Below are 24,644 nucleotides of genomic sequence, written 5' to 3'. Positions count from 1 at the left end.
CTAAGTCTAAGCAACTTTAAACTGAAGAGCGATCTTGGGTATCTTGTTAAAGAGCTCATTGCGCATTTCATTCGTTTCTTCCAGAGCACGTTTACCGGCAGCCGTCAGCAGGAAGAGTCGCTTACGGCGTCCGCCACGCTCGCTCGTGGGGTCGCCCATTTTTGAAGTCACCAGGTTCTTATCTTCGAGACGTTTTAATACCGTATGCACGGCACTGATGTTAAGACTACGCCCCGTCTGTCGCTCGATCTCATCCATCACAGCAACACCGTAGGCATCTTTATATAGCACACCAACCGTAAGCAATACTAATTCTTCAAGTTCTCCTAAATATGTTCCTTTCATATACTATATATCTACTCTCGTTTTAACACGTCTGCCGGGTTCACGTTTGCCACCCGTATAGCCTGGTAGCTTATCGTAAAGAAAGCTATTGCCGCTGCTATAATTGCCGACAACCCAAATAACCATCCATTTATATTTACCCGGTAGGCAAAGCTCTGCAACCATTGTGTCATCAGGAAGTAAGCCACTGGCAACGCCACCAGTATAGCGATCAGAATCATGCTGAAGAAATGACGCGAGAATAACACAAAGATGTTTGCTGTTGAACTACCCAATACTTTTCGGATGCTCATCTCCTTCTTGCGTTGCTCGGCCGTAAATGTAGCCAAACCAAACAATCCCAGGCATGCCACCAATATAGAGAGAGCAGAGAAAACGATGGTAACACGACTCATCTTTGTCTCGGCCTTATAGAGTTTCTCCAGGTCATTTCTGAGGAAGAAATATTCAAATGGCCATCCGGGTATCTGCGCTTTCCATTGTTTGGCAAGCCAATCGATAGTGCCGGGAATGTCATTGCCCGTAATGCGTACAGCCATATACTTGATGCGAACATCAAATGCCCGGGGCGTTGTATTCAACTGCAGTATCAGGGGACGGATAGGATTATGGCGTGACGTAAAATTAAAATCCTTTACCACACCAATGATGCGATGGGTAGCGCTGTTGTCGAACGTTTTACCTATAGCCTCTTCGCTGGAAGCCCATCCCATTTGTTTCACAAACGTTTCATTTACGATCAGCGACAATGAATCATCGGTCTTTATATCTTCAGAAAAATCACGGCCGGCAACAATAGGTATATCAAATGTCTCAGCAAAGTGATGTCGTACAGTCAGGCGTGGAAATGGTCGTGATTCATGCTGCCCTTCAAATATATAGTTACCCACCTGGTGTTTCGCTCCCAATATTTCTTCAAGCGCTGTTACACTGACGGTATTTTTATTTCGCAAGAATTCATTCTCCAATGCCTGATAATTTGTTGCCACCGGTGAACGTGTAACCGGGATCATGATAACATTCTCCTGCGTAAAACCTGTATCGCTTTTTCGAAGCATCCGCAGTTGATCTATAGCTACACCAGTTCCGATCAATAATATAATAGACAATGTAAACTGAACGATCACCAGGCCTTTACGAAAAGTACCGCCTGACTGAGAATTGATGCTTGTCTTTAATGCCGTAATCGGTTTGAAACCGGAAAGCACAACGGCAGGATAAAGGCCTGCAGCCACTCCTACTCCTATGGGAAGCAGTGTAAGAAGCGTTAAATAAAAAGGTTCGAGTAATGCCATCGGTGTTACATTCATTTCAGTAAATGCATTGAACATCGGAAGCAGTAGCAGCACCAGTGTGATCGCAATGACTACGGAAAGTACACACAGCAGTATAGATTCAAAGAGGAATTGTCCTACCAGTTGAAACCGCTGGCTTCCCAGCGTCTTGCGCATGCCCACTTCTTTGGCCCGCTTGGCAGCACGTGCTGTGCTCAGGTTGATGAAGTTTATGCAGGCAATGAGCAAAACAAATATACCTATAGAACCAAAGATATATAGTGTAGTCAGACTGCTGTTAGGTTGTATCTCATAATCCAGGTGTGATTTCAGGTGTATATCCGTGAGCGGAAACAATTCCAGCTTTACATCTTCCCGAACAAACTCTGGGAAGTGTTTTTTTACAAAGGCAGGCATGGCAGCTTCCAGGTAGGGCGCATCACTCGCATCGCGGAGCAACAGGTATGTCCAGCAGGGGTTCCAGTACCAATGCCAGTTTTGTGGTGTACGTGGATCATAAACCTGATCAAGCGTGCGGAAAGAGATCAAGCCATCGAATTGAAAGTGTGTGTTCAGCGGTATATCTTCCAGTATACCTGTTACCAACAAATTTGTATTACCCTGAAACCTCAGATATTTACCTATAGCATGCTCGCTTCCAAAATACTTCCGCGCCATACTTTGCGTCAGTACAATGGTTTCGGGTTTATCAAGAGCTGTTGGATCTCCCTCAACGAATTTATAGTCGAAAACGTCAAAGACTGTGCTGTCAGCACAGAATAATCGTGATTCATTAAACTCCTTGGTATTATCAATCGTGGCCATGGCCAGTGTAGGAGCCTGAAAATTAAAGAATCGTACCGCGCTCAAAATTTGCGAACCATGATCCGTTAACAACGCTTCGGCTACTGGAAACGGTTGACTGGCCGAGTGCTCTCCTACTCCATCGGATTGCAATACTTCATGCACGCGGTATATACGGTCTGCTTTGGTATGCATCCTGTCGAAACTATACTCGTTGCGTATATATAGACTTATCAACAGAAAGCAGGTAACGCCAATGGCAAGACCAAATACGTTTAAAAAAGAATATCCTTTTTCACGCACGAAACTGCGCTTGAATACAGAGAAGTAATTTCGATACATCATAAAGTTTGGGCTGGATTGGTTGGATGATCGTTTGATATTAGACCATTTAAAGAAGCGTAGTATATTCCAGGTGTATTGCCAATCGGCTATATGTTGCCCGTGATTCTTCAGGGCACGGACATAGAGTTCGTAAGCATCGCCCTGAATTTCTTCCAGCAATGCAGGATTGCAATACCACTCCAAAAATCTACTAGCCCATTTAGGCGGTGAGACCCTGTTCATATATCTTCCACAAACGTGAAAGTAATATGATATGTTTCATGTTTGTGGATAAAATATATGAATCAGAAAGAAATTACCGCCAACCTAATCCTGGTGCAACGTGCTTCAGTATTGAAGAGAGCACGTGAATATTGTAATCAACTCCCAGTGTATTGGGTATCGTCAGGAGAAGTGTATCAGCCGCCTGAATAGCCTCGTCTGCAGCTAATTCCTTTATGAGTTTATCCGGTTCTGCGGCATAGCTTCTTCCGAAAATAGCACGTTTGTCACTTTCGATAAAACCAATTTGATCTACGCGATTAGTTTCCTGTCCAAAGAAATACCTGTCCTGCTCCGTTACCAATGCAAAAATAGACCTGCTTACCGAAATCCTTGGCTCCCGCTGGTGGCCAGCTTTCTTCCATGCTTCTTTATAGAGTCTGATTTGCTCTGCCTGCTGAACGTGAAAAGGTTTACCGCTCTCATCATATTTAAGTGTAGAGCTTTGCAAATGCATTCCATTTTCGGCAGCCCAGATCGCTGTAGCATTGGAAGCAGCACCCCACCATATTCTGTTACGCAATCCTTCCGAATGTGGTTCTAACCGTAACAAGCCCGGAGGGTTCGGGAACATAGGATTCGGATTAGGTTTGGCAAATCCCACGCCTTTTAATTTATCCAGAAATTCCAGCGCCTTTCTACGCCCCATGTCCGCATCAGTTTCTCCTTCAGCGGGTTCGTAACCAAAATAGCGCCAGCCATCGATTACCTGTTCTGGCGAACCTCTGCTAATTCCCAACTGTAATCTTCCTCCGGATATCAGATCGGCTGCTCCTGCATCTTCCACCATATAGAGTGGATTTTCATAGCGCATATCAATCACGCCTGTTCCAATCTCTATCTTCTTTGTTTTTGCACCGATCGCAGATAACAAAGGAAATGGTGACCCAAGCTGAGCAGCAAAATGATGCACCCGGAAATACGCACCGTCCAACCCCATCTCTTCACCAGCAACTGCCAGATCTATAGATTGAAGCAATGTATCACTTGCCGTACGCGCTTTATAACCCTGCCGATTAGCCCAATGGCCAAAAGACAAAAATCCAATTTTCTTCATAGCTTCATCAAAACCTAAAAATAGTCTTGCCTGTCAAAGATAAAAAATTACGGGGCATGCAATGCGCTATATATACTTGGTATAACTTCGACTAATATCATTGATGAGCTATAGCTGGATGACTATTTGATCCACACGGTTTGTGTAAACGCTCCGTTTGCTGCAACATCCCAAGCCTCAAGGCGAACCCATTTTCTTCCGGTGAGATCAATTGATTTATGGAACACTTGTTCACCGAAAGGCAACGTCTGGTCGAGTATAATTTTCTCACGATATACTTTTGCTCCGTCACCGGAAATGATCTCAGCGTAGTTCATAGGGAAAGTCCATTTGAGTTTGAAGTTGACATTGACGTTCTTGTCAGACAATGTAATCTCCTCGCCTGTTGATTTCCCGTTAACGGTAAACTCTGGAATCAACACCTCTCCTGTTGATGAAAAGAATTTACCTTGCTGCAGCGCATCCAGCACAGGTTGCCAGCCGTCTTTGAATTCCGGAAGCTTATCTAATTTCAGGTAGTTAATGTTCAGGTGCGCGTACATTTCGTTCTCGGGTTCAATGGTAAACAGATCAGCTTCGGCCAACACCTTCTTGCGATCGCCCCAATTGTTCATATCATCCATCAGCTCGAGAACACGTTTACCAAGGAATGGAAGTGACAGGTCTGCCGGCATTGCTTTCCAAGCCGCACCGAGGAAATGTTCATCCTTAAAAAAATCAGCCGACCTATATTTATCTGGATATCCGGTTGATCCTTTCGTGCGCGCATGCGCTGTCCAGGCGAGACCATTTTCTTTTTTCAACAACTCAAGCATCTCGCGTTCATTCGCTATGCGATATACCTTTCCATACTTCGGATCTTCGATTACGAATGGCATGCCTTCCTTCCTGGACATTACCCAGTAAACAGGTTTCGGAAAAAAATTCATCCAGTGTCCACCAAAGAATTCATTCGGTTCTTCCCCGGGAAGCAGCAGTATATCTTTAGACGAGAGTCGTTCACATTGCTCAAACAAAGCATGAAGTTCTTTCAGGCGAAGACTATCCGGACCAGTAGCATGTGCTGTATAATGAAACTCACCAAGATGAATAATATCAACACCGCTGCGTTTCATCACATCGATAAACGTTGGCGCCTCGGGAATCGGCTTGTCTGCCAACACAACTTGCATGATAAACTCATTGTGAAAATGACTCGTTAATGTCTTGTATCCGGGCAGCGAACTGAAGCGATCGTTGTTCGTAAACTTCTTTACTTCTTCGAGTACAGCAGATGAATTTCCTGCGCTCATCAATACGAAAAAATTCAACCGTTGCTTTGTATGTGGCGGAGCATTAAACCACGGAACAAATCTTCGATCACCATACAGATCTTGTCTGATTCCGATGCCATAACCGTTGATCATTTTACGATAATGATTTCCAGCCCAAACGAACTTCAGATTGAATGCCTCGTCAAGCGGATAGAAATACTGGTGAGGTGCCGGGAATACGGCAAGACTTCCTTCACTATTCTCTCCGACTACTGTGCGATATTTGACTTGTAAATTTTTCGAGCTGTCACCGAGTGTAGGCTTCATCGACTGCATCTGTTCACGCGTGTCGTTCCAGCCGATCTTCTCCCATGTTGCAGTCTTGGAAATCAAACCGGTATCGTACAAGATCGCTGTTGAATCTTTTTCGGTGGTCATCACCGCAGCTATATTTAGCAAAGGACTTCCATTGTATATAGTGATCTCGAAATTTCCGCTGAAGTCAGGAGCTTTCATTGAGCCTATAGTGATCACCGTTCTTGTTCCTATAGAGTGAACAGATGCTGACTGCTTGACGAACTCGATGTTGTGTGCCTTGAACGGTTTCTTGGGGACTTTATCAAAGAATATATTCCATCCATTTTGTGAAATCAAGTCACGCTTGCCTACCGTGAGTACAAATGCCGGATCGAGTGCTGCTGCGATCTGGTGATTATTTTTTCCTTCCTGCAATTCGATGCTTTTGAAAACAGGTTGTGTTGCTGAAAGATCGAGAATAATTTTTCCCGTTTTGCCCGTTCCTGCGGGCCATGATAGAGACACAATATTTCCTTTCACGGATGCGGTAGCGCCATTCTTCCTGTTGAAGTTCGTCAGATCGACCTTTACCTGTGCCTGCAGTGTGCCAAACGAAAGGAGTGCGAAGAGAATGATATATCGCATAAGATTTACAAATCAGATTTAATGAATCAAACAAAATAAGAATAAATGAATGCGAGACGAAGCTATTTCTGACGCACGGAACATATTATAGATGAATGAATAACTTGTCTGCTTGAGACAACAAAAAGATGCAGGCACGTGAATTATATATACATTGGACAACGAATTCGTGAGGACACAACCAGGACACGCTTGTTGATATTTGTGAGACTATAACTGACAAGAAGCCGTAATGAAAAAACACATACTATTCTTTCATGGTGGTTCATCGGAAGAAGACTACCACGCAGATGCAAAACTTGTCGCTTCACTGAAATCAAATTTAAATTCAGAGTACACCATACATTATCCATTGCTGATTAATGATGGAACACCTGACCTCGGCAGGCGCGAGCAGATCAGTCGCGAAATTTCCGAGCGTGAAGACAACATCATTTTAGTTGGTCATTCATTCGGAGCTTCGATGCTGCTGGCATATCTTTCAGAAGTAAAAATCAAGAAGAAAATTGCAGGCATTTTTCTTCTGGCCACACCGTTCTGGAATGGAGATGAAGATTGGGTTCAACCTTTCAAATTGCTACCAGATTTTGCAACACACCTCGATAAAAAAATACCGTTGCACCTGTATCACTGCACCGATGATGATGAAGTACCGCTCACGCATTTTACCATTTACAAGCAACACCTTCCGTTGGCATCGTTCCATGAAATTACAACGGGCGGACATCAATTTAACAATGACCTTACCGTTATTGCCAACGACATTAAATCAGTATAGGAGTGCTACTTATATAGTACAACTGTCGGAAGAACATTCTTACTTCTGATATTCAATTTTGATAATACGCCACACAAACTCCCCCGCACCTGTTTTCACTACGGCTTCGTCACCCACTTCTTTTTTCATCAACGCGTGTGCCATAGGCGAGTCAATGGATATATAGTCTTTGGCATCATTAATCTCATCCGATCCGACTATCCGGAAACGCTTTCGCATGCCTCGCTGATTTTCAACTTCCACCCATGCGCCAAACAATACTTTGCCTTCCTGAAAAGATGAATAACTCACCACCTTCAAATCATCTATACATTTACGTAAGTAGAGCACACGCCTGTCAATTTCGCGCAGGCGTTTTTTATTGTAATGATAATCTGCATTTTCAGAACGATCGCCAAGGCTTGCAGCCCATGCTACTTTTTGCGTGGTCTCCGGACGTTCAACTCGCCACAAATGATCCAACTCAGCTTTCAACTTTTCTAAACCTTCGGGGGTAATAAAGGGTGTCTTCATGTTTACCTGTTCACAAAACTATACATGCGCATCGATGTACATTCATCGACCGAAAGATCGCACGGCCGTGTCGGAAGCACTTGCATAATCGTCCAAACTTACCGAAATAAATCAAGGTAATCGGTAACACCGAAAACAAATTAGCGATCCGTTTTTAATCAAATCAAATATTTTTTGCCATTTACTTTGCGCAACCAAGTAATTGCACGTATATTTGCAATCACTTAGTTGCACATATTTATGGAAGTCAGACGCGATATTTTTCAGGCTATAGCCGACCCCACACGAAGAGCTATTATGGTATTGATTGCCGCCCAGGCAATGACACCCAATGCAATCGCTGAAGAATTTAAAACCAGCAGACAGGCGGTTTCAAAACACATTCAGATTCTTACAGAGTGTGAATTGGTAACACAAGAGCAAAGAGGAAGAGAAATCTATTACTCACTTGAAATTGAAAAAATGAAAGAGATCGATAAGTGGTTAAACCAGTTTAGAAAAATCTGGGAAGCACGCTTTCATCAACTTAATGATGTATTATCAACCATGAAAAAACAAAAAAAATGAACAACACTTCGCTATTCGATTTTAATGTTGACAAAGCAACAAAGACTGTATCCATTACGATGGAATTTGATGCAGACCTGTCACTGGTATGGGACGCATTTACAATACCTGAAATTCTTGATCAATGGTATGCACCGAAACCCTGGACTTCAAAAACAAAGTACATGGACTTCAAAGTTGGAGGCAAAAGATTTTACGCGATGGTAAGTCCCGAGGGACAAGAGCGTTGGGCTGTACAGAAATATACTTCTATTAGTCCTAAGACCAATTTCAAAATGTTTAATGTTTTTACTGATAAAGATGAGAACCCCGATGTACACGGTTCTGATTGGGATCTGAACTTCAGCGAACATAGCACCGATGGCTCGCAAAGAACAAAAGTCAACATCAGTATTTATAACGAGTCTCGTGAACGTATGGAGATGGTGCTCGAAGGCTTTAAAATAGGAATGACGATGACTTATGAAAATCTGAAAGACCTATTGGCATCCCAACAGCTATCAGGAGCAAAAAAATGATTTACGTTTTCAAAACTTCTGTCAAAAACAAAAAGCAGGTCAGGAAACTCAAACCGGATATTAACACTATACTTCCCAATGAAAAATGGAGTTTCGACCTGGAAGACTGCGACAGAATTTTGCGTATTGACTGTGAAGTAAATATAGTCTCACGAGTAAAAGACTTGCTGCACATTCACAAGTTTTACTGCGAAGAATTGGAATAAGTATATAAACTAAAAATTATGGCACGTATCAATCCTTACATTCACGTCAACTGAAAATGCAGAAAAAGCATTTACATTTTACAAATCAGTATTGGGCGGAGCGTTTGCGAAAATGATGCGTTACAAAGACCTGTCAAGCCCGGAATACCCGGAGGAAAAATTGAGATGCCCATGAGAGAGGGTCCCTTTAGTTGTTATTTCGGAATGTTTGCAGACAAATACGGAATTCAATGGATGGTCGATTTCACAAGCCAGCCGGAAAAGTAAATATAGCATCCATCACAGTTGCCTGAAGTTTCGGTGTAACACTGCTGTTAGTTTTGTCAGACTATACATTGACCTTTAATCACAAATGACTAGGAAAATTATCCCGCTGCTGCATTATTGTTCCCAGTTTTTAAACCTGGAAAAATATAATGAGCAACAACCTGGCAGATGTAACGGGCACCAAGAAACATTTTGCAATTCTTGATGGTCTGAGAGGAGTAGCAGCGTTAGCCGTAGTCATCTTCCATTTCATGGAATGGGTATTTACAGACTTCAGCAAAAACTTTATAGGCCATGGATATCTTGCCGTTGATTTTTTCTTTTGTCTGTCCGGATTTGTGACTGCTTATGCTTACGATTATAGGATTCAAAAAATAGGACTGCTCGAGTTTTTCAAAGCACGTCTCATCAGACTTCATCCGTTGGTAGTTTTAGGTTCTGTCCTCGGGCTGCTTGGATTTTTTCTCGATCCCTATAGCTCGGAAGCCAACGCGTATGGAATTGGAGCGATAATATTATTATTCCTGAGCTCCGTGTTGTTGATACCTGCACCCATGATGGAGGAGCGAGCCTTCAACTTGTTTGGCTTTAATGCTCCTTCATGGTCGCTGTTCTGGGAATATATAGCCAACATTTTTTACGCGTTGATCCTGTCCAAAATCAATCGCGTGATTTTAATCGTATTACTGATCGTGGCTGCTGGTATACTCTCCTTTGTAGCCTATAGGGCAGGCAATTTATTGGGAGGCTGGACAGGTAGTAACTTCCTGGATGGAGGCGCACGTGTCTTCTACTCCTTTCTTGCCGGCATTCTGATCTTTCGCTATAACCTCATCATCCGAAACAAATTTGGTTTTATAATTCTCGGTATATTTTTAATGCTGGCTTTTGTTATGCCTGTGTTAAAATGGAGCTGGCTCACGGAACTGCTCATTGTTCTAATCTATTTTCCTTTAATTGTATCGCTGGGCGCAGGCTCTACACTTTCGCCACGCCTGAAAACACTTTGCGAATTTTCAGGCAACATCTCCTACCCGCTCTATATGACACACTACTGGGCGATCTGGATCTTTGGACATTACTTTACAAGCGTCAAGCCGTCTATTAAAGATCTTACGTTTATCATTATAGGTGGAGTAATCTTCCTGATTCTCTTTGCTTACCTGGTTATGCGATTCTTCGATGTTCCTGTGAGACGACATCTCAATCGGAAAAAATTACTGGCAGAATAAAAAGATATAGAACATTAAAAAGAGTTCATTAGTATATATCACCAGTATATATCTTGACTAATGAGTAATACCAGATCACAAAGTATAATTTTCCAGATTATCTCCACTGCAGAAAGAGGCCAACCTGAATGGCCTCTTTCTTTTTATCGTCCGTTACTAACGCACGACACACGCCCTGTCCTATTCATTGTAATTATACACTTCAATCTATCAAATGTTATAACAGATATGATATATATAGTTTGTCTTCACAGTCGCACAGAAGTATCAAACGGAAACACGGCAGAAAATTCAAAAAAGATTTAAAAGATTATTAGCATTATGCAGGTTTGTGTTCTATACTCACATCCGTAACAAGAAAAATCGTTGGCCGAATAGAAATAGCGGAAATGTAGGGCTGAAGGTTGTGCTATAGATGTCAACGCCTATATATAGTATAAAAATCAATCCGTGCTTCGTGCATTAATAAGATATTCTGCATATGTCAAATTTCTAACTAAAACCAACAAGTTATGAGAAAGAGTATACCTATTTTGTTTATTGTCATTCTATTAACAACTGTTACTTCGTTTTCCCAACAAGCCTACTTCTGGACCGGGAACCAAAAACTGATTTTAACTCCCGACCCTTCGCAAACATTAGTGAAAATTAAAAAGGGTGGTAAAGAAGTGAGTGCATTACTCCAGGAAGCCCGACAATCAACCAATGTTGATAATGCGAGTGAAATGTCTATTGGAGGACAGTCCTTTATTTTATTAAAGCAGACAAAAGCAAGTAAGTCGAGCCTGAATGCTGCTGATGTCGAATTTCAATTGCCGGTTTATTATGGCAACGGAGTTCCATACTATCTCAACGGAGACATTATTTTTCGTCCAAAGAATGGCGTGACCATCGAGCAGATCAGGCGACTGGTAGAGAACGGTATATCGCAGGAAGGAAGCACGGCTCAGCGTACCTATTTCTTTAAAGTAACAAAAGGAGAAAATGTATTGGACATCGCGAATAAAATTCATGAGAGTGGTTTAGTGGAGTGGTGTCATCCTGATTTCATGGCACAAATAGAAAAACATTTGATTCCTGCCGATCCTACCTATGGAGATCAATACTATCTCAACAACACCGGTCAATTTGGAGGAACAGCCAATATAGATATAAATGCTCCGGAGGCATGGGACATCACACGAGGCTGTGACATACGGGTTGCTGTAATCGATGATGGCGTGGAAGATCACAATGATCTGGCAGGAAGAGTACTGCAGGGGTTTACGGTTTTAAATGCCAATGGCTTCGGTCGTCCCAATGCCGTATGTTCCGGAACAACAGTAATAAATCGCGTTGGACATGGTATGGCTTGTACCGGCATAATTGCAGCATCGCATAATACACTGGGCGTTGCAGGCATTGCTCCCAACGCATTGATATACCCTGTGAATATTTTTGTAGGAGGTGAAACGATAGCACAGCTGGTAACTTCTATTAACCGTGCGTGGGATCCTGCCTTTGGAAATGCAGATGTTATCAGCAACTCCTGGGGTTTCTGGCAGACAGATATTATTCCTGCTATAGAGCAGGAGATAATTAATGCTCGCACTTTGGGGCGCGTAAGAAATGGCGTAACCCGGGGATGCGTTGTTGTTTTTGCATCCGGTAACTCGCATCCCAGATCAGGATGCCCGGACTGTTTTAACGGCGTTACTTTTCCTGCAAATGTAAATGGAGTAATAACCGTGGGTGCCATTAGTAATACAGGTGCTATACATGACTATAGCAGCAGAGGTGCCGAAATGGATTTGGTAGCACCTTCCGGTGGAGCTTCCGGTGTAGCAGATATAGGGGGTTGCAATATTCCAACCGGAAACATTCGCACTATAGATCGTCCTGGTGCTAACGGATATGATGCAGGAGATTTCTTTAATGGATTTAACGGAACATCAGCAGCAGCTCCCCAGGTATCCGGTGTGGCGGCATTGATGCTTTCAGCCAGCCCTACATTAACAGAGGCACAAGTAAGAACATTGCTGCAACAGACTGCCACTGATATGGGATCATCAGGCTTCGACAATACATTTGGCTTCGGACGACTAAATGCTTTCACGGCGGTGAAGGCTGCTATTAACAATGCCGTTCTTTCAGGACCGTCACACGTCTGCCCAAGTGCTACTTTTACAATTACCAGTCCACCGGCAGGAACTACGATCACATGGTCAAGCAGCAACACCAGTGGAGTAACGATTAACAGCAGTGGCGTAGCAACACGCGTTGGAAGCTTTACCGGCACAGTTACCATCACAGCAACATTCAATGGTGTATGTGGTGTGGTTGCATTAAGTAAAGCCGTTACCGTTGGTGCGCCCTCTCCCATTTCAAGTTTAACGGTTCGCATGGGACCTCCATCGGGTAATCAACTTTGCTATAATTATAACTTAGGTATAGCGGTTGGAAATTCCAATCAAAGTGCACAGGGTGTAACACAATACAATTGGAATTTCGGAAGCTGGGCTCCTTACTTTACAGATTATGATGGTTTGGGAGTATATACATCGGTAGCTATGTTAACGGTAAATAGTTCTGCCGCTCCGTCTCAATCTATTTCCGTTACAGCACAAAACAGTTGTGGTATCAGTTCGCCATACTCTAAAACGTTTTATGCCAGCAGTTGTGGAAGTATGAGTGTTGCATATCCCAATCCGACATCCGATATACTCTCCTTAAGCTTTGACGATGCTCCCGTAGCACTGCCGCAGCAGATAATTTTGTATAGCGAGAAAACGCAGAAAGTAGTATATACTATTTCAAGTGAAAAACTTACTACTGCTTTCAGCAACGAGAAGACACTTAACATTCCTGTAAATACTTTTCCTCGTGGAGTTTATTATCTGCGGGTTGAAAACGGTGATCGTAAAACCGACCAGATAAGGATCGTACTCAAATAGCAATTGAACACGCTAGTATATATACAAAGAACGGCTACTAAATGTGGCCGTTCTTTTTTTACTACAAAATGGATATGGTCTTTCGACAACAGTATTGATCTATATATTTACAAGTTCATGAAATATACCCGGCATCTATAGATAGCGTTATCTTCCTCCCTTAATTGCTTTGGCAATGGCCTCGAGGTGATCGTTAAACGAGCTCAGTTGAATCAACATCTGTCCGGAGGTGTCGCTCTCGCTCAGCATTCCAAATTTATTATTCTTCACAAAGATCTCCTTGATCTGCTTCCAGCGTATCACTTCCTGTTCAGCGAGGAAGCCTGCAATTTCTTTTAGTCGAAGCAGGTTCGCTTCTGCATCCGATGTCAGGGTCTGAGACTCTCCTTCGTAGTGCGAAAGAATCAACGTGTTTACTTCCTCGGGATTCATCAGCGGTACAACCTTACCTGCCATCTTATTCATATTCCGGTATGAACCCTGCAGCTTGAAAGCAGGTTCCGTACGGTATGCATCTTTCATGGCCGCACTCGCTATATATTGCTGGTTCACGAGCATCACGACATCGCGAATCCGGGTGATGTTCCGCAATACTGCGATAGCATCGTCAATTTCCTGCTGGTTATAGTTTCCTTCGAGCTCAGGCAACAAATCACTTTTTGTCTCGATGTAACTGACGAGTTTGTATAGATCTTCAAAACTGCGGTTGCTGATGCGTTGCAGATATCGATTCTCGGCAACACAGTTTTCAATGAGACTGAGTCTGAACAACTGGTCAGAACTTCCTATAACATCTCCCAGGTTATATACATCCGCACGGTTCGCCAGCATATCTGGTATCTTGAATTGTTCACCGCTCTCGGTATAGGGGTTGCCGGCCATTACTACGCAGAAACGTTTTCCGCGCAAGTCATATGTTTTACTCTCACCTTCAAAAATACCATCCATCTTTCGCTGACCATCCGCGAGTGATATAAATTTCTGCAGAAACTCCGGACTGCAATGCTGGATATCATCAATATATAGCATCACGTTATCGGCCATCTCAAATGAAAGATTTATTTTCTTGAGTTCTGCACGTGCACCCGATGTTGTTGCTTCCTGTGGATCAATGGATGTGATACTATGCCCGATGGTAGGACCGTTTATCTTCACAAAATGTAGTCCCATAGTTTTCGCCAGGTACTCCATCAACGTTGTTTTACCATAGCCTGGCGGCGATACCAGTAACAGCATACCCATACGGGCGGTGCGTTTATCGTCACCTGCTGCACCAATTTGCTTCGCGAGGTTGGCACCGATCAATGGAAAGTATACTTCGTTGATGAGACGATTACGAACAAACGAACTCAATACTTTTGGTTCGAGCTCGCTGATCTTTAACTGCTGGCGATATTCCTGCACCAATTGTTCCTTGAGCTGATTGAACGATGTGAATGCCGGAACAATCGTATCAAAGTAACTACGCATCTTCTTCATGAACCGATGGAAGTTCAATATATATTTACCCTCACCGGGTATTACGGCATGCGTGCCTTTTAGGCCGGTAAGTTCAATGGAATCTGCGGCTGCCCTTTCTCTGTACGGATGATCTTTGAAAAGCAGCAGGCATGCCGCTTCATCAATATATAGTTCATCGGTTACGACCGAACGTGTTTGAGAAAATGCCTGCAGCCAGCTTTGAATGATATAAAATCGCTCAGCCGTTTCGAAGCCTGTATTGTTTACTTCCTGCAGGAACAGCGCTGTCCTTTTCTGGGCCGTTAAGTATTCATCGAATGCTTTTTTGAAATGCAGCGCTTGCTGACTGCAGGTAAAATGCCGCGCGACCGAAAGTTCAGAATACAGATATAGCGCCACATCGTTGGCGTCTACAGATTCGTATGCAATCTTTGACTGCACGAATTGCGTTGACAATTGTTTTTCTACAAAGCTTGCACGCTTGCTCTGCGGGAAACTTTCCTGTATAGCATAGGCAGCCGTAATCAATTGCTGTAACTTGTTGCGCGAAGCCTCATCCAGTCCAAACCAGAACAATTGAGCAGCGACACGAACTGCAGGAGAAAACTGAAGTATATGCAGTTCCGCCTGAAGCTTTTTAAGCCCCTGGTATATAATTGCAGCATCTGTATTATGAACGCCTTTCAGATAGGCTGCGGCATAATCACGCTCCGTACGATCGTTAAGGAAAGTTTCGTAGTTCCATGAATCGTTCTGCTGCAGACTTTCCTGATATGTTTGATATGCGAGGTATTCCGAACGGTATATTTCCGCATTTTCAGATATCAACTCCTGCTCCCATATAGCGCGATGCTGGTATAGCGATTCAGCAGACACCTGCTTATAGAAGCTTGTTCCCAGGAGATGAAAAAACAAATTCTCATTTCTGCGAATGATCGTGAGATCAAGCACTTGTTTGTTTACAATGAACTTGTAATTACCGAGTGCTATTATGTTCTGGCCATCAACAAAAAGATCAGTCTTGTCTTTGAGATTTCGTAAGGCAGTTTCCTGTGCTACCTTCACCAGGTTCTCGAGATTTTCTGCTTTCGCTACATCACCGAGTTCCTTTAACTCGTCCATCAGGTTACGCACCTTGTCTACCATCAAATCAGTAGAGAAGAATGCATATATACTTTCCTTGCCGTTAAACGACTGTGCTTTGTTTTCAATGTTCTTCAGAACACGCAGGCCGATCTGCTCCAATGCTGTTGTACGCTTATTCAATTGCGCGATCAGCATTTCCTTTTTGCCGTTGAACGCTTTGATGACCTCGTCACGTTTATCGGCTATCTTCAGAACGAATTCATCAAAGTCGGCAAATTTACTCTCGAGTTCCTCCACCTGAATGCCCACCTTCGTGAAATACTCTTCACATTTCTCAGGTGTTGTAGAGAGGTCAAGGAAGTTTACTATACTTTGATCGAGCAACGTAAGCTGTGCATAAAACTGGCCGGTCGACTCCTGCGCTTTCAAGGCAGTCGTTACGCGTACCAATTCTGCTTTCACTTCATTGAGTGATGCGAATATCAGCGAGATCTTTTCAACGATACGCGTAGTCTGCGTAGTGTCTTCAATTTTGAGACTGTTCAGAATATCGATGAGCATCTCCAGTCCGGTAGAAATCTCTTTTATAGCTTGCTCTACCGGTTGCGCATCGATCACCTTGGTTACAAGGCTTGCTGCTTTCTTGAGCTCGGCAACTTTTTCTGCGTAGGGCGCCAGAGCCTCCTCCTTCAATAAGAACGTAACCGTATCCTGTGATAGTGAACTGTTATACTGTGCGAGTATATCTTTTAACGCGCTAACGGCATTCGTATCAATATACCGGATATTCTGCAGATCAATAACAGCACCTTGCATGCTCCGCGTTGTTGCGAGCAGTTTTACAAGTTGATCCAGCGATGTGATGGTTGCACCTTTTACATCGATCACCAACTGGTCCACCCGCTTTTGCATGGCCACGAGATTGTCCTTGGCATGCTGCCGTTGCGCCTGCACTTTTGCAAACTCATCGATAGCGGTGTTGGCTATATTCCGGATTTGCGTCAGCGGAGTAGCGAGATCGAACGTGCCGTCATCCTTCAACCAGAAATACGAATCGACAATATCATTCGTGCGCTTGTGTATATCTTCGTAAAGATCTTCGTAGCTGTCTTCTTTCTGCAAAAGCTGTATTACTTCCTGGCTTTCGCTCATCGCGCTCACTATATCTTTATTTCCGATCTTATACAGCACGTTGTTACTCATCGCTGCATTTTCCTGGAGCGTAGCTGTATAAGGCGTTTGCCAGATCTGCACCTGGTGATGTCTCACCGCTTCATTCTCCGATCGGAAGTAAACCAACATTCCATCACCGAATACGGTAAAGCCATTGCACACGATCGGGGTCTCTACTTGTTGCGCGATCATGTTGTACGACATCAGTACATATGTATTCGTATGCCGCTGATAGAATATATACAGGTAGTCTTCCCCATTGGGAGACGTAACACTGTTGCTATATTCCAGCTCCGCTACATTGAGTTCGAATATTTTGTGCTCGCCATTTTGCAGATAATAACCATTCGGAAAAACTATACCCTGGTTGTCTGGTAACAACACGCCTGCATCAAGCAGGGTATTAATGGGGAGGACCTGTTTCGTTCGTACATTAAATATATAGGCACGAAAGTTTTCTCCATACGGTTTTATTTTGATCGGTATGAGATTTCCGAGATCAGCATAATGATACTCTGCATCATCCAGCTGCTGATCTTTATTTAAGACAGGCTCCGAGTAAATTCCCTTACCTGAATCGGTATTGTTTTCAATTTTAAAAGTAATATCACCGTGAACTGCTTCGATGAATACTTTGTCTAAAATTGAAATATGCGGATGTAAACCTAACCTGCGATTAGCGAGATCGGTTTTGATCCAATCGAATTCATGCTGTGGTGAACGCTTTACTTCGTGAATACTGCGGTCATCAAGATATACCAGCTTGTCATCCTTGATCAACCATTTAAAAGCTTTTCGGTCGTCAGGATTTTTGCTGGTTTGAAAAATCATGTAAAGATGATTCTCCGTCTTTACAAACTTGGCAAAGATCGAGTCCCTATAGTACTTGTAAAGATTGCTGAAGTCTGTAATGAAGCTTTCGTCTTCAATCAGCGTAAGCGGCTCCGGAGCGAAATGATCGCCCGTGAATTTATATATACTGAAAACATCACTGAGCTTGATGTTTTCACGTAAACCGAAATGAACGTTATACCCGAAGATGGTAAGCTTACCAAAGGCCATGATGCCACGCGCTACACCACTGTTTATAGTCGTGATGCGCTGATTGGCGATCAGTTGAAAACCGGTGGTATTGAATATTTCCTTGCGGGCGTTATTCAACTTTGCCAGTCGCTCTGCCAGATTCAACCGTTGTTCTTCCAGTCGCTTCCGGATAATCTCGTATGTACCGGAATCTAATATCGTATTTGTGTTTTCAGTACCTGCCATTAGGGAAAAAGATAAACGCTGATGAACATCTATACATCTGTAAAAATTACTGCCATGATCACGGCTGAACCGGGACTCTTATGAAGTCCCGATTCGCGTGTATGATCCGGCTGCGCTGAGAACCATCGATGATTGACGTACTACAGCTTTCTGTTCGATAATCCCAAACTACTTGCCAGGTTGGCGAGGCTGAGTAATGACGGACGATCTTCGTCAGAACTGTTCTGCTGCATTTTCAGAATGAGACTTGAAATGGTCAGGTTCTTGATATCGTTCGAAGTTATATTATACTTCACAGCAAAGTCGCGGATGCGAGTCAACAGGTCACCACCATTTCCACCTTCTCCAAGTATAGCAGTTTTGATCTGGGTTGCGTTTTCACTTTCGTTGATCAAACGATCAAAGCCTTTCGCATTCGAAACCTGGTTCACTATATTCTGGAAGAACATGGTCTCCCCCCCTACGATATCAATTTTCGCAGACTTCAACGCCTCGCCTAATATAGCGGCTTGTGCTTCGGCAATCTGTGTTTGCGTATTGATCTGTGCCAATGCTATATCTCTTTCTTTTGCAAGCAGCAACTTGAACTCTTCGTGATCTTTTCCGACACCATCGAGTTTCTTCATCGCTTCTGCTTTTTGCTCGATACCGGCAGCTTCTGCCAACGCTTTTTCTTTGGTTACTTCCGCTTCGGTTAAACCTTCCTTGCGTTTTGCTTCAGCAACTTTCTCAATTACGGTAGCATCTACTATACCTTGTCTTTCGGATGCATCTGCTTTGGCCATCATAACCTCTGCTTCAGAAAGTCCTTTCGTTGCTTCTTCACGTGCCTGAGCTTCGGCTAATATTTTACGGGCCTCCGCTTGTTTCACGGCAGCTTCTTTCTTGGCATCTGCATCAATGATCAACTGTTTCGCTTTTTCTTCGGCAGCTTTTTTCTCTGCCTCCGCAGCTTTCACGGTATAGATCAGTTTTTCTTCAGCCTGTTGACTGGCCTGTGTTATACCTACAGTCTTCTTACGTTCTACTTCACGGAAAGCTTCCAGATCTTTTACGCCTTGTTGTTCTTCTACCACACCTTTTTCAAGACGCACGCGATCGCGAATAACATCCTGTATATTCTTGCGCTCAACTTCTACTGTTTTCTCTTTTTCAATCTGCGCCAGGGTTACAATCTTCTCACGCTCGGTAGCTTCCAATGCACGATCTTTTTCCACACGCTCAGTCTCTACAGCATCGGTGCGTTGTTTATTTTTCTCTGCGATGATGATCTGGCGTAATTTATTTTCCTCTTGTACAGCAAGCGATTCTTCTGTCTTGATACGAACGGATTCAGACTTGAGTCTTTCTTCTTCTCTTACTTTGAGGATCTCGGCTTGTTCGCGCGCCTTTACGTTGTCAATTTCTCTGCGCTGCTTTTCTTCTTTCTCTGCCATCTGACGTTCCAACTCGAGTATAGCTTCACGTGCTTCAACGTCTTGCTTCTTGATCACTTTCTCTTCTTCACGCTTGATCAGGTTGGCTTTTATATTCTGCGCAGCTGTAAGCTCGGTAATCTTCTTGATACCTTGTGAGTCGAGTATATTTTGCGGACTGAGAAATTTTATTTCGGTTTGTTCCAGGAAATCGATCGCGCAGTCGTCAAGTATATATCCGTTCAGGTCAGTTCCGATGATGTTCAGAATTTCAGTTCTGAATTCCCGGCGAGCTTCATATAGTTCGATGAAATCAAATTTTTTACCTACTGTTTTTAGTGCTTCCGAGAATTTTGCCTCGAAGAGGTTGCAAAGTGTTTCAATGTCGCTGGCTCTTTCGGTACCAATGATCTGGGCTACGTTCAACACATCATCAACGTTCTTATTTACACGAACGAAGAATGCTACTTTGATATCAGCGCGGATATTGTCTTTACAGATAAGACCATCCTGTTCGAGACGATCGATCTGCAGTTTCTTTACAGATATATCCATAATTTCCATCTGATGAAGAATAGGAATTACATACATCCCTTTGTTGAAGGCGACTTTACCACCGCCAACACCTGTGCGCACAATTGCTTTACCCTGCGGAATCTTTTTGTAGAAAGTCGCGAAGGCAAAGAGAATGATAAAGATAAAGAATACAATTCCGCCAAGAAGCAATAAGCTAATGCCACCAAGTAGATCCATAGTAAAGGAAAAGTTTAAAGGTTAGAATTTTAGTTGTAAAGGTTTATATATAGAGTAAAGGTCAAACGATGTTGGACAGTGTGATCTCAGGCACTACGAGGTAAAATTTCTTATCGGATGATTCGTCCATAATCATCACCTCGGCATCGTACGCTATCGACTCACCTGTTTTACTTTTTACATTGATGCGGATAATATCACTTTGTATTTTTACTTCTGCTGCTCCGATCGTATCGCCTGAAATTGTTGAACGCATCCGGGCGATTCTTCCCAATAATTCCTGCGGTTCTTCTCCATTATAGCCCATAGCATCATATACTTTGATCAACGGTTTAGTTGCATACCGGGTAATCAGATACGTGACAAAGAAAACAGGAAAAAGTATAACGACCGATTTCCAGCCCCAGCTTGCGAGCCCCAGAAATACCGATGATGTTAACGTAATAATCCACGCGATGAATTTGAAAACAGAATATACCACCATGAATGGCACTTTGCCGATGTTCACAAACTCCAATGCTTTCTGAAAAAAACTTTTGTCTCCCGCTACATCATCACCGTCAACATCTACATCTGTATCCAAGTCTGCGCCATGTACTGGCAAGTCTGTATCAGCTCCGGCATCTCCGAACAGATCTCCGGCAAAGAATGTAGTGATCCAATATATAGCAGTTACGCCCGTGAGAATCGTCATGATCGCATTACTCAGCGGATGAAAAAGCAGGTCGATTATACTTGACATCGGTACGTTGAACAGGTTAACAATTTACGATATACCTAATTTTTGTTTGATAGCCTGAAGATCTCTTTCAATGGATAACGAATCATCTTTCAGCAGGCTGTCCAATTCTTCTTTCTTACTATTTTTTTCACGGGATATTTCACCATACGCTTTTGCGACAGCTTCCTGGTCTTCCACCTTTGATCGCATGCGTTCGAGCATCGAGACTATTCCGTTGTTATCGGCCTGGGCGAGTTGTTTGTTTACCTGTTCAGTCGCTTTACTGACTTTCACTCTCGCCTTTAACGTACGCAACTCTTTCTCCCACTTCTCCATATTCTCTCTAAGAATCTCGGTATTGCGCAGCATTTCCCTGGAAGATTGTTGCAATGCCGTTACCTGCAGGCCGAGCTCTTCCGATTCTATATAGTACTTTTTATGGAGCGATAAAGCTTCACGCGCAAGCTCTTCAGCCTTGATCAGGTCTACCTGTCCTGACTGCGCTTTTTGCATGATCAATATAGCTTTTTCAGCATAATTTTTTGACTCCTGTTGAACCTGAAGCTGATTGTTTTCAGTACGTATAGCCAGTGCTTTTACCTGGGCATAAGCTTCAGTTGCTTCGGTAAGATCGGTGCGCAATTCACGAAGGCCCTGCTCTGTCATCTTGATAGGGTCTTCCATCTTATCAACTGCTGCGTGGATTTCAGCCTGTCCTATTCTAAAAAGTCTTTTGAAAATATTCATGACTGATGATTTTAGATTTTAAATACAATCGTGCATCTAAATTATAGTTTCGAAAAATCAATGATCTGTTGAGAGAATTCGCTCAGTAATAATCCAAGCGAGTTCAGGGCACTTTCAAATTCATTGAAGTCCAGATTTTGAAGCTGCATGGTATACCGGAACAGTACCCGGTCGCCTTCTTCATTAATAACAAAAGCACCGTGAATGGTATCCCTGTTTTTTTGAAGTAGTTTTTTGAACATGTCCAGGTTGTCTTGCCGGAAAGAAAAGAGAAACTGCTCCATAATAAGAATGGGCGGTGCTATACCCAGAATCAGATTATGAATGCCATCGGGTTGATTATCGATTTTCAGAATGCCATGCTGCTCACTCTTATATAGGATCCTACAGTTAAGCCTGAGTGCGAAATCTTCGATAGTCTCAAAGTGATTCATGCCGTATAGTTTCTGCTGACAGAACAAATCTATTAAGTACTTTTTAAAATTGCAAAAAATATTAGCATTGTGATAATAGAAATTACAATTATATTTGAGGACATGACGAAGATTGGCGCCAATATTAAAAAGATCAGAACGACCAAAGGACTTAGCCAACAGGCTTTTGCAGATTTATTTGACCTGACAAGGGGAAATATCTCTTCGTATGAGGAGAACAGGGCTGAGCCGAGGATCGAAACGGTTATACAGATTGCCAATTATTTTTGCATACCGCTCAATCAATTCATTACGCAGAACCTCTCCATACACGAGATACTGAAATATAACGGGGATACGTTAATTGAGGATGAAAATAATATCATCAATCTTCAACTCCGGCAGGTGCCATTCATTAATGACGCTATATATATGAAGTGCTCTTACCAGCAATTGTCATTCAATGATCAGGATAACTTTCCGAAGCTCATTTTGCCGGAAGTAAACAATCGCAATATGGTAGCGCTGAGCTTTAATCCGAATATCGCGCACCACGAATCGCTCCCAAACTATAGTATAGGTGATGTGTTGATTTTCGAAGAAGTGACCCAACAGAATATTCATCTCTGTCAGCACAAGACAGGTCTTTTTATTGACGGGCATGAGATCATGCTGGGCCAGTATCAAATGAAAGATGAAAAAATTGACCTTGTCTTAAATGACTTCAAACGGGAGACATTCGACTTCAAGTTTACGCAACGGTTCTGGAAATTGTTTGCAACGTATCAGCACGAGAAATAAAAAAGATACTCCTGCATCGATCTGCAACCTGACAACTATATATATATCTTATTGACCTCACGGTATACACCTGCAGGAATATCTTTATACTTATGGCGTAACTCGTTTCAAATCCGGAAACGAAGTCTGACCATCAATCCACTCGGAAATCTTTGCAAGTATAGTCGCTATCTTTTTCATAGATAAAAATTAACGGCTGCAAAGTCGAAATTATAACCAGTATTCAGGTTAAGAAAATCAATCAGATCATTAAGATTTTCAAATACAGACTCATGCTCAAGGGTAATATACGCCGATCATTCCCCGCTCCACAGTTTGAAATTCTTAATGATTGGTTTGATTCTCTTTAATTCTGTCGCAGGGAGTGACTCTACCTTTGCGCACAACAACTCAAGAAAGTATGAAAAAGGTTATGACACTTATAGCCGCATCCCTCCTGCTGGCGGGGCAGGCTTATTCACAAACAAAAACAAAAGAAAAAATGAAACAGACAGGAGAAAAAGACTTCTATACTTTTCAACTCAGTGATAAAGTAACAAGGCAAAAAGTAACATTTAAAAACCGTTACGGAATTACACTCGCTGGTGATTTATACTTACCGAAGAATCGCGGCAGTGAGTCGTTAGCAGCGCTCGCCATCAGTGGCCCGTTTGGCGCAGTGAAAGAACAATCATCCGGACTATATGCACAGACTATGGCTGAACGTGGTTTTGCTGCGCTTGCGTTCGATCCTTCCTATACCGGAGAGAGTGGTGGTGAACCCCGTAATGTTGCATCGCCCGATATTAACACCGAAGACTTCAGCGCAGCAGTAGATTTTCTCGGATTGCAAAAAACAATTGACAGAAACCAGATCGGTATCATTGGTATATGTGGATTTGCCGGTATGGGATTAAACGCTGCTGCCATTGACAAGCGAATAAAAGCAGTTGCTACAACCAGTATGTATAACATGAGTCGCGTAATGGCAAACGGATACTTTGACGGACTTACGGCAGAGCAACGCGCCAACATGTTGCAGCAACTCGCAGAGCAACGCTGGAAAGATGCAGAACAGGGAACTTATGCTCCGAGCTCAAACAGATTACCTGAAAAACTACAAGGTAACGAACCTCAATTTGTTGTAGACTATTTCAATTACTATAAAACACCACGCGGTTTTCATCCTCGCTCTATCAACTCGAATGCTGCGTGGACAGCTACCAATCCATTGTCGTTTATGAATTTTCCGTTGCTAACCTATATTAAAGAAATAGCGCCACGTCCGGTGTTGCTCATTGCAGGTGAGAATGCACACTCGCGTTACTTCAGCGAAGATGCGTATAAAGCAGCCAACGAGCCTAAAGAATTGGTAATTATCCCCAACGCAAGTCACGTTGATTTGTATGACCGTGTGAATGTTATACCGTTTGATAAGCTGGAGAGTTTTTTTAGGGAGAGTTTGAAGTAGAGGTAAATTTTTAAGATTGGAAAATTGGAAGATTTAAGATTTAAAAATTAGGTATAAGTA

The 24,644-nt window shown here is 42.9% G+C and carries 18 protein-coding genes; 8 read left to right on the top strand and 10 right to left on the bottom strand.

Translation table 11 applies throughout. From position 1 onward, the window contains the following. Window positions 1–6: 6 nt before the first annotated feature. The 4 genes from ACFQ21_RS20260 to ACFQ21_RS20245 form a co-directional block, all read right to left on the bottom strand. Window positions 7–345 carry a PadR family transcriptional regulator gene (locus ACFQ21_RS20260; RefSeq protein WP_377581821.1) on the bottom strand — a complete coding sequence of 113 codons (339 nt, stop codon included), beginning with the start codon at window positions 343–345 and terminating at the stop codon, window positions 7–9. An 11-nt stretch (window positions 346–356) separates the two neighbouring features. Beyond that, window positions 357–2,990, bottom strand: coding sequence for an ABC transporter permease (locus tag ACFQ21_RS20255; protein ID WP_377581818.1), 2,634 nt, complete (start codon window positions 2,988–2,990; stop codon window positions 357–359). A 73-nt stretch (window positions 2,991–3,063) separates the two neighbouring features. Beyond that, window positions 3,064–4,086: an LLM class flavin-dependent oxidoreductase gene (locus ACFQ21_RS20250; RefSeq protein WP_377581816.1), complete on the bottom strand. Its 1,023-nt coding sequence runs from the start codon at window positions 4,084–4,086 to the stop codon at window positions 3,064–3,066. 122 nt (window positions 4,087–4,208) lie between these two features. Continuing rightward, window positions 4,209–6,281, bottom strand: coding sequence for a hypothetical protein (locus tag ACFQ21_RS20245; protein ID WP_377581814.1), 2,073 nt, complete (start codon window positions 6,279–6,281; stop codon window positions 4,209–4,211). Window positions 6,282–6,513: 232 nt separating this feature from the next. On the opposite strand from ACFQ21_RS20245, the gene ACFQ21_RS20240 reads away from it, so the two are divergent. Continuing rightward, window positions 6,514–7,059 (top strand): alpha/beta hydrolase, encoded by a 546-nt coding sequence (locus tag ACFQ21_RS20240; RefSeq protein ID WP_377581812.1) that lies wholly within the window; start codon window positions 6,514–6,516, stop codon window positions 7,057–7,059. A gap of 39 nt (window positions 7,060–7,098) precedes the next feature. Here ACFQ21_RS20240 and greB read toward each other — a convergent pair whose 3' ends face one another. Then, a complete protein-coding gene (greB, locus tag ACFQ21_RS20235; RefSeq protein WP_377581810.1) occupies window positions 7,099–7,572 on the bottom strand; it encodes a transcription elongation factor GreB in 474 nt (157 codons plus the stop codon). Window positions 7,573–7,812: 240 nt separating this feature from the next. Here greB and ACFQ21_RS20230 point away from each other — a divergent pair, with 240 nt between their 5' ends. From ACFQ21_RS20230 to ACFQ21_RS20210, 5 genes are all read left to right on the top strand, one after another. Then, window positions 7,813–8,139: an ArsR/SmtB family transcription factor gene (locus ACFQ21_RS20230; protein WP_377581808.1), complete on the top strand. Its 327-nt coding sequence runs from the start codon at window positions 7,813–7,815 to the stop codon at window positions 8,137–8,139. Further along, window positions 8,136–8,657, top strand: coding sequence for an SRPBCC family protein (locus ACFQ21_RS20225; protein WP_377581806.1), 522 nt, complete (start codon window positions 8,136–8,138; stop codon window positions 8,655–8,657). Before ACFQ21_RS20230 ends, ACFQ21_RS20225 begins: the two co-directional genes overlap by 4 nt. Then, window positions 8,654–8,863 (top strand): hypothetical protein, encoded by a 210-nt coding sequence (locus ACFQ21_RS20220; RefSeq protein WP_377581804.1) that lies wholly within the window; start codon window positions 8,654–8,656, stop codon window positions 8,861–8,863. Before ACFQ21_RS20225 ends, ACFQ21_RS20220 begins: the two co-directional genes overlap by 4 nt. Before the next feature lie 416 nt (window positions 8,864–9,279). Next, on the top strand, window positions 9,280–10,362 hold the full coding sequence (locus ACFQ21_RS20215; RefSeq protein ID WP_377581802.1) for an acyltransferase family protein: 1,083 nt from the start codon (window positions 9,280–9,282) through the stop codon (window positions 10,360–10,362). Between the two features lie 641 nt (window positions 10,363–11,003). Next, entirely contained in the window at window positions 11,004–13,295 is a 2,292-nt protein-coding gene (locus ACFQ21_RS20210; protein WP_377581800.1) for a S8 family serine peptidase, read from the top strand. 147 nt (window positions 13,296–13,442) lie between these two features. Here ACFQ21_RS20210 and ACFQ21_RS20205 read toward each other — a convergent pair whose 3' ends face one another. The 5 genes from ACFQ21_RS20205 to ACFQ21_RS20185 all read right to left on the bottom strand — a co-directional run bounded on the left by ACFQ21_RS20205 (window position 13,443) and on the right by ACFQ21_RS20185 (window position 22,354). Further along, entirely contained in the window at window positions 13,443–18,284 is a 4,842-nt protein-coding gene (locus ACFQ21_RS20205) for a DNA repair ATPase (RefSeq protein ID WP_377581797.1), read from the bottom strand. A gap of 140 nt (window positions 18,285–18,424) precedes the next feature. Continuing rightward, complete coding sequence (locus ACFQ21_RS20200) at window positions 18,425–20,452, bottom strand: flotillin family protein (protein ID WP_377581794.1); 2,028 nt, start codon at window positions 20,450–20,452, stop codon at window positions 18,425–18,427. 61 nt (window positions 20,453–20,513) lie between these two features. Continuing rightward, the gene (locus ACFQ21_RS20195) at window positions 20,514–21,194 is read right to left on the bottom strand and encodes a hypothetical protein (RefSeq protein ID WP_377581792.1); all 681 of its coding nucleotides are present in this window, start codon (window positions 21,192–21,194) and stop codon (window positions 20,514–20,516) included. Between the two features lie 24 nt (window positions 21,195–21,218). After that, window positions 21,219–21,920, bottom strand: a complete 702-nt coding sequence (locus ACFQ21_RS20190; RefSeq protein ID WP_377581790.1) for a PspA/IM30 family protein — start codon at window positions 21,918–21,920, stop codon at window positions 21,219–21,221. A gap of 41 nt (window positions 21,921–21,961) precedes the next feature. Then, window positions 21,962–22,354 (bottom strand): YbjN domain-containing protein, encoded by a 393-nt coding sequence (locus ACFQ21_RS20185; RefSeq protein ID WP_377581787.1) that lies wholly within the window; start codon window positions 22,352–22,354, stop codon window positions 21,962–21,964. A gap of 69 nt (window positions 22,355–22,423) precedes the next feature. Here ACFQ21_RS20185 and ACFQ21_RS20180 point away from each other — a divergent pair, with 69 nt between their 5' ends. Together ACFQ21_RS20180 and ACFQ21_RS20175 are read left to right on the top strand one after the other, a co-directional pair. Then, entirely contained in the window at window positions 22,424–23,134 is a 711-nt protein-coding gene (locus ACFQ21_RS20180; protein WP_377581784.1) for a helix-turn-helix domain-containing protein, read from the top strand. Between the two features lie 400 nt (window positions 23,135–23,534). Continuing rightward, entirely contained in the window at window positions 23,535–24,584 is a 1,050-nt protein-coding gene (locus ACFQ21_RS20175) for an alpha/beta hydrolase (RefSeq protein ID WP_377581782.1), read from the top strand. Window positions 24,585–24,644 lie beyond the last annotated feature (60 nt).

It is taken from the genome of Ohtaekwangia kribbensis, from assembly GCF_042676245.1.
In the GTDB taxonomy this organism is placed as follows: Bacteria; Bacteroidota; Bacteroidia; order Cytophagales; family Cyclobacteriaceae; genus Ohtaekwangia; species Ohtaekwangia kribbensis.
Note: the sequence above shows the minus strand (reverse complement) of the source record. Positions and strands in the feature narration are given on the sequence as shown.

Coding starts and splice junctions, on each gene's coding strand:
- ACFQ21_RS20260 (WP_377581821.1), bottom strand. CDS start 345: ATGAAAGGAACATATTTAGGAGAACTTGAAGAATTAGTATTGCTTACG.
- ACFQ21_RS20255 (WP_377581818.1), bottom strand. CDS start 2,990: ATGAACAGGGTCTCACCGCCTAAATGGGCTAGTAGATTTTTGGAGTGG.
- ACFQ21_RS20250 (WP_377581816.1), bottom strand. CDS start 4,086: ATGAAGAAAATTGGATTTTTGTCTTTTGGCCATTGGGCTAATCGGCAG.
- ACFQ21_RS20245 (WP_377581814.1), bottom strand. CDS start 6,281: ATGCGATATATCATTCTCTTCGCACTCCTTTCGTTTGGCACACTGCAG.
- ACFQ21_RS20240 (WP_377581812.1), top strand. CDS start 6,514: ATGAAAAAACACATACTATTCTTTCATGGTGGTTCATCGGAAGAAGAC.
- greB (WP_377581810.1), bottom strand. CDS start 7,572: ATGAAGACACCCTTTATTACCCCCGAAGGTTTAGAAAAGTTGAAAGCT.
- ACFQ21_RS20230 (WP_377581808.1), top strand. CDS start 7,813: ATGGAAGTCAGACGCGATATTTTTCAGGCTATAGCCGACCCCACACGA.
- ACFQ21_RS20225 (WP_377581806.1), top strand. CDS start 8,136: ATGAACAACACTTCGCTATTCGATTTTAATGTTGACAAAGCAACAAAG.
- ACFQ21_RS20220 (WP_377581804.1), top strand. CDS start 8,654: ATGATTTACGTTTTCAAAACTTCTGTCAAAAACAAAAAGCAGGTCAGG.
- ACFQ21_RS20215 (WP_377581802.1), top strand. CDS start 9,280: ATGAGCAACAACCTGGCAGATGTAACGGGCACCAAGAAACATTTTGCA.
- ACFQ21_RS20205 (WP_377581797.1), bottom strand. CDS start 18,284: ATGGCAGGTACTGAAAACACAAATACGATATTAGATTCCGGTACATAC.
- ACFQ21_RS20200 (WP_377581794.1), bottom strand. CDS start 20,452: ATGGATCTACTTGGTGGCATTAGCTTATTGCTTCTTGGCGGAATTGTA.
- ACFQ21_RS20195 (WP_377581792.1), bottom strand. CDS start 21,194: ATGTCAAGTATAATCGACCTGCTTTTTCATCCGCTGAGTAATGCGATC.
- ACFQ21_RS20190 (WP_377581790.1), bottom strand. CDS start 21,920: ATGAATATTTTCAAAAGACTTTTTAGAATAGGACAGGCTGAAATCCAC.
- ACFQ21_RS20185 (WP_377581787.1), bottom strand. CDS start 22,354: ATGAATCACTTTGAGACTATCGAAGATTTCGCACTCAGGCTTAACTGT.
- ACFQ21_RS20175 (WP_377581782.1), top strand. CDS start 23,535: ATGAAAAAGGTTATGACACTTATAGCCGCATCCCTCCTGCTGGCGGGG.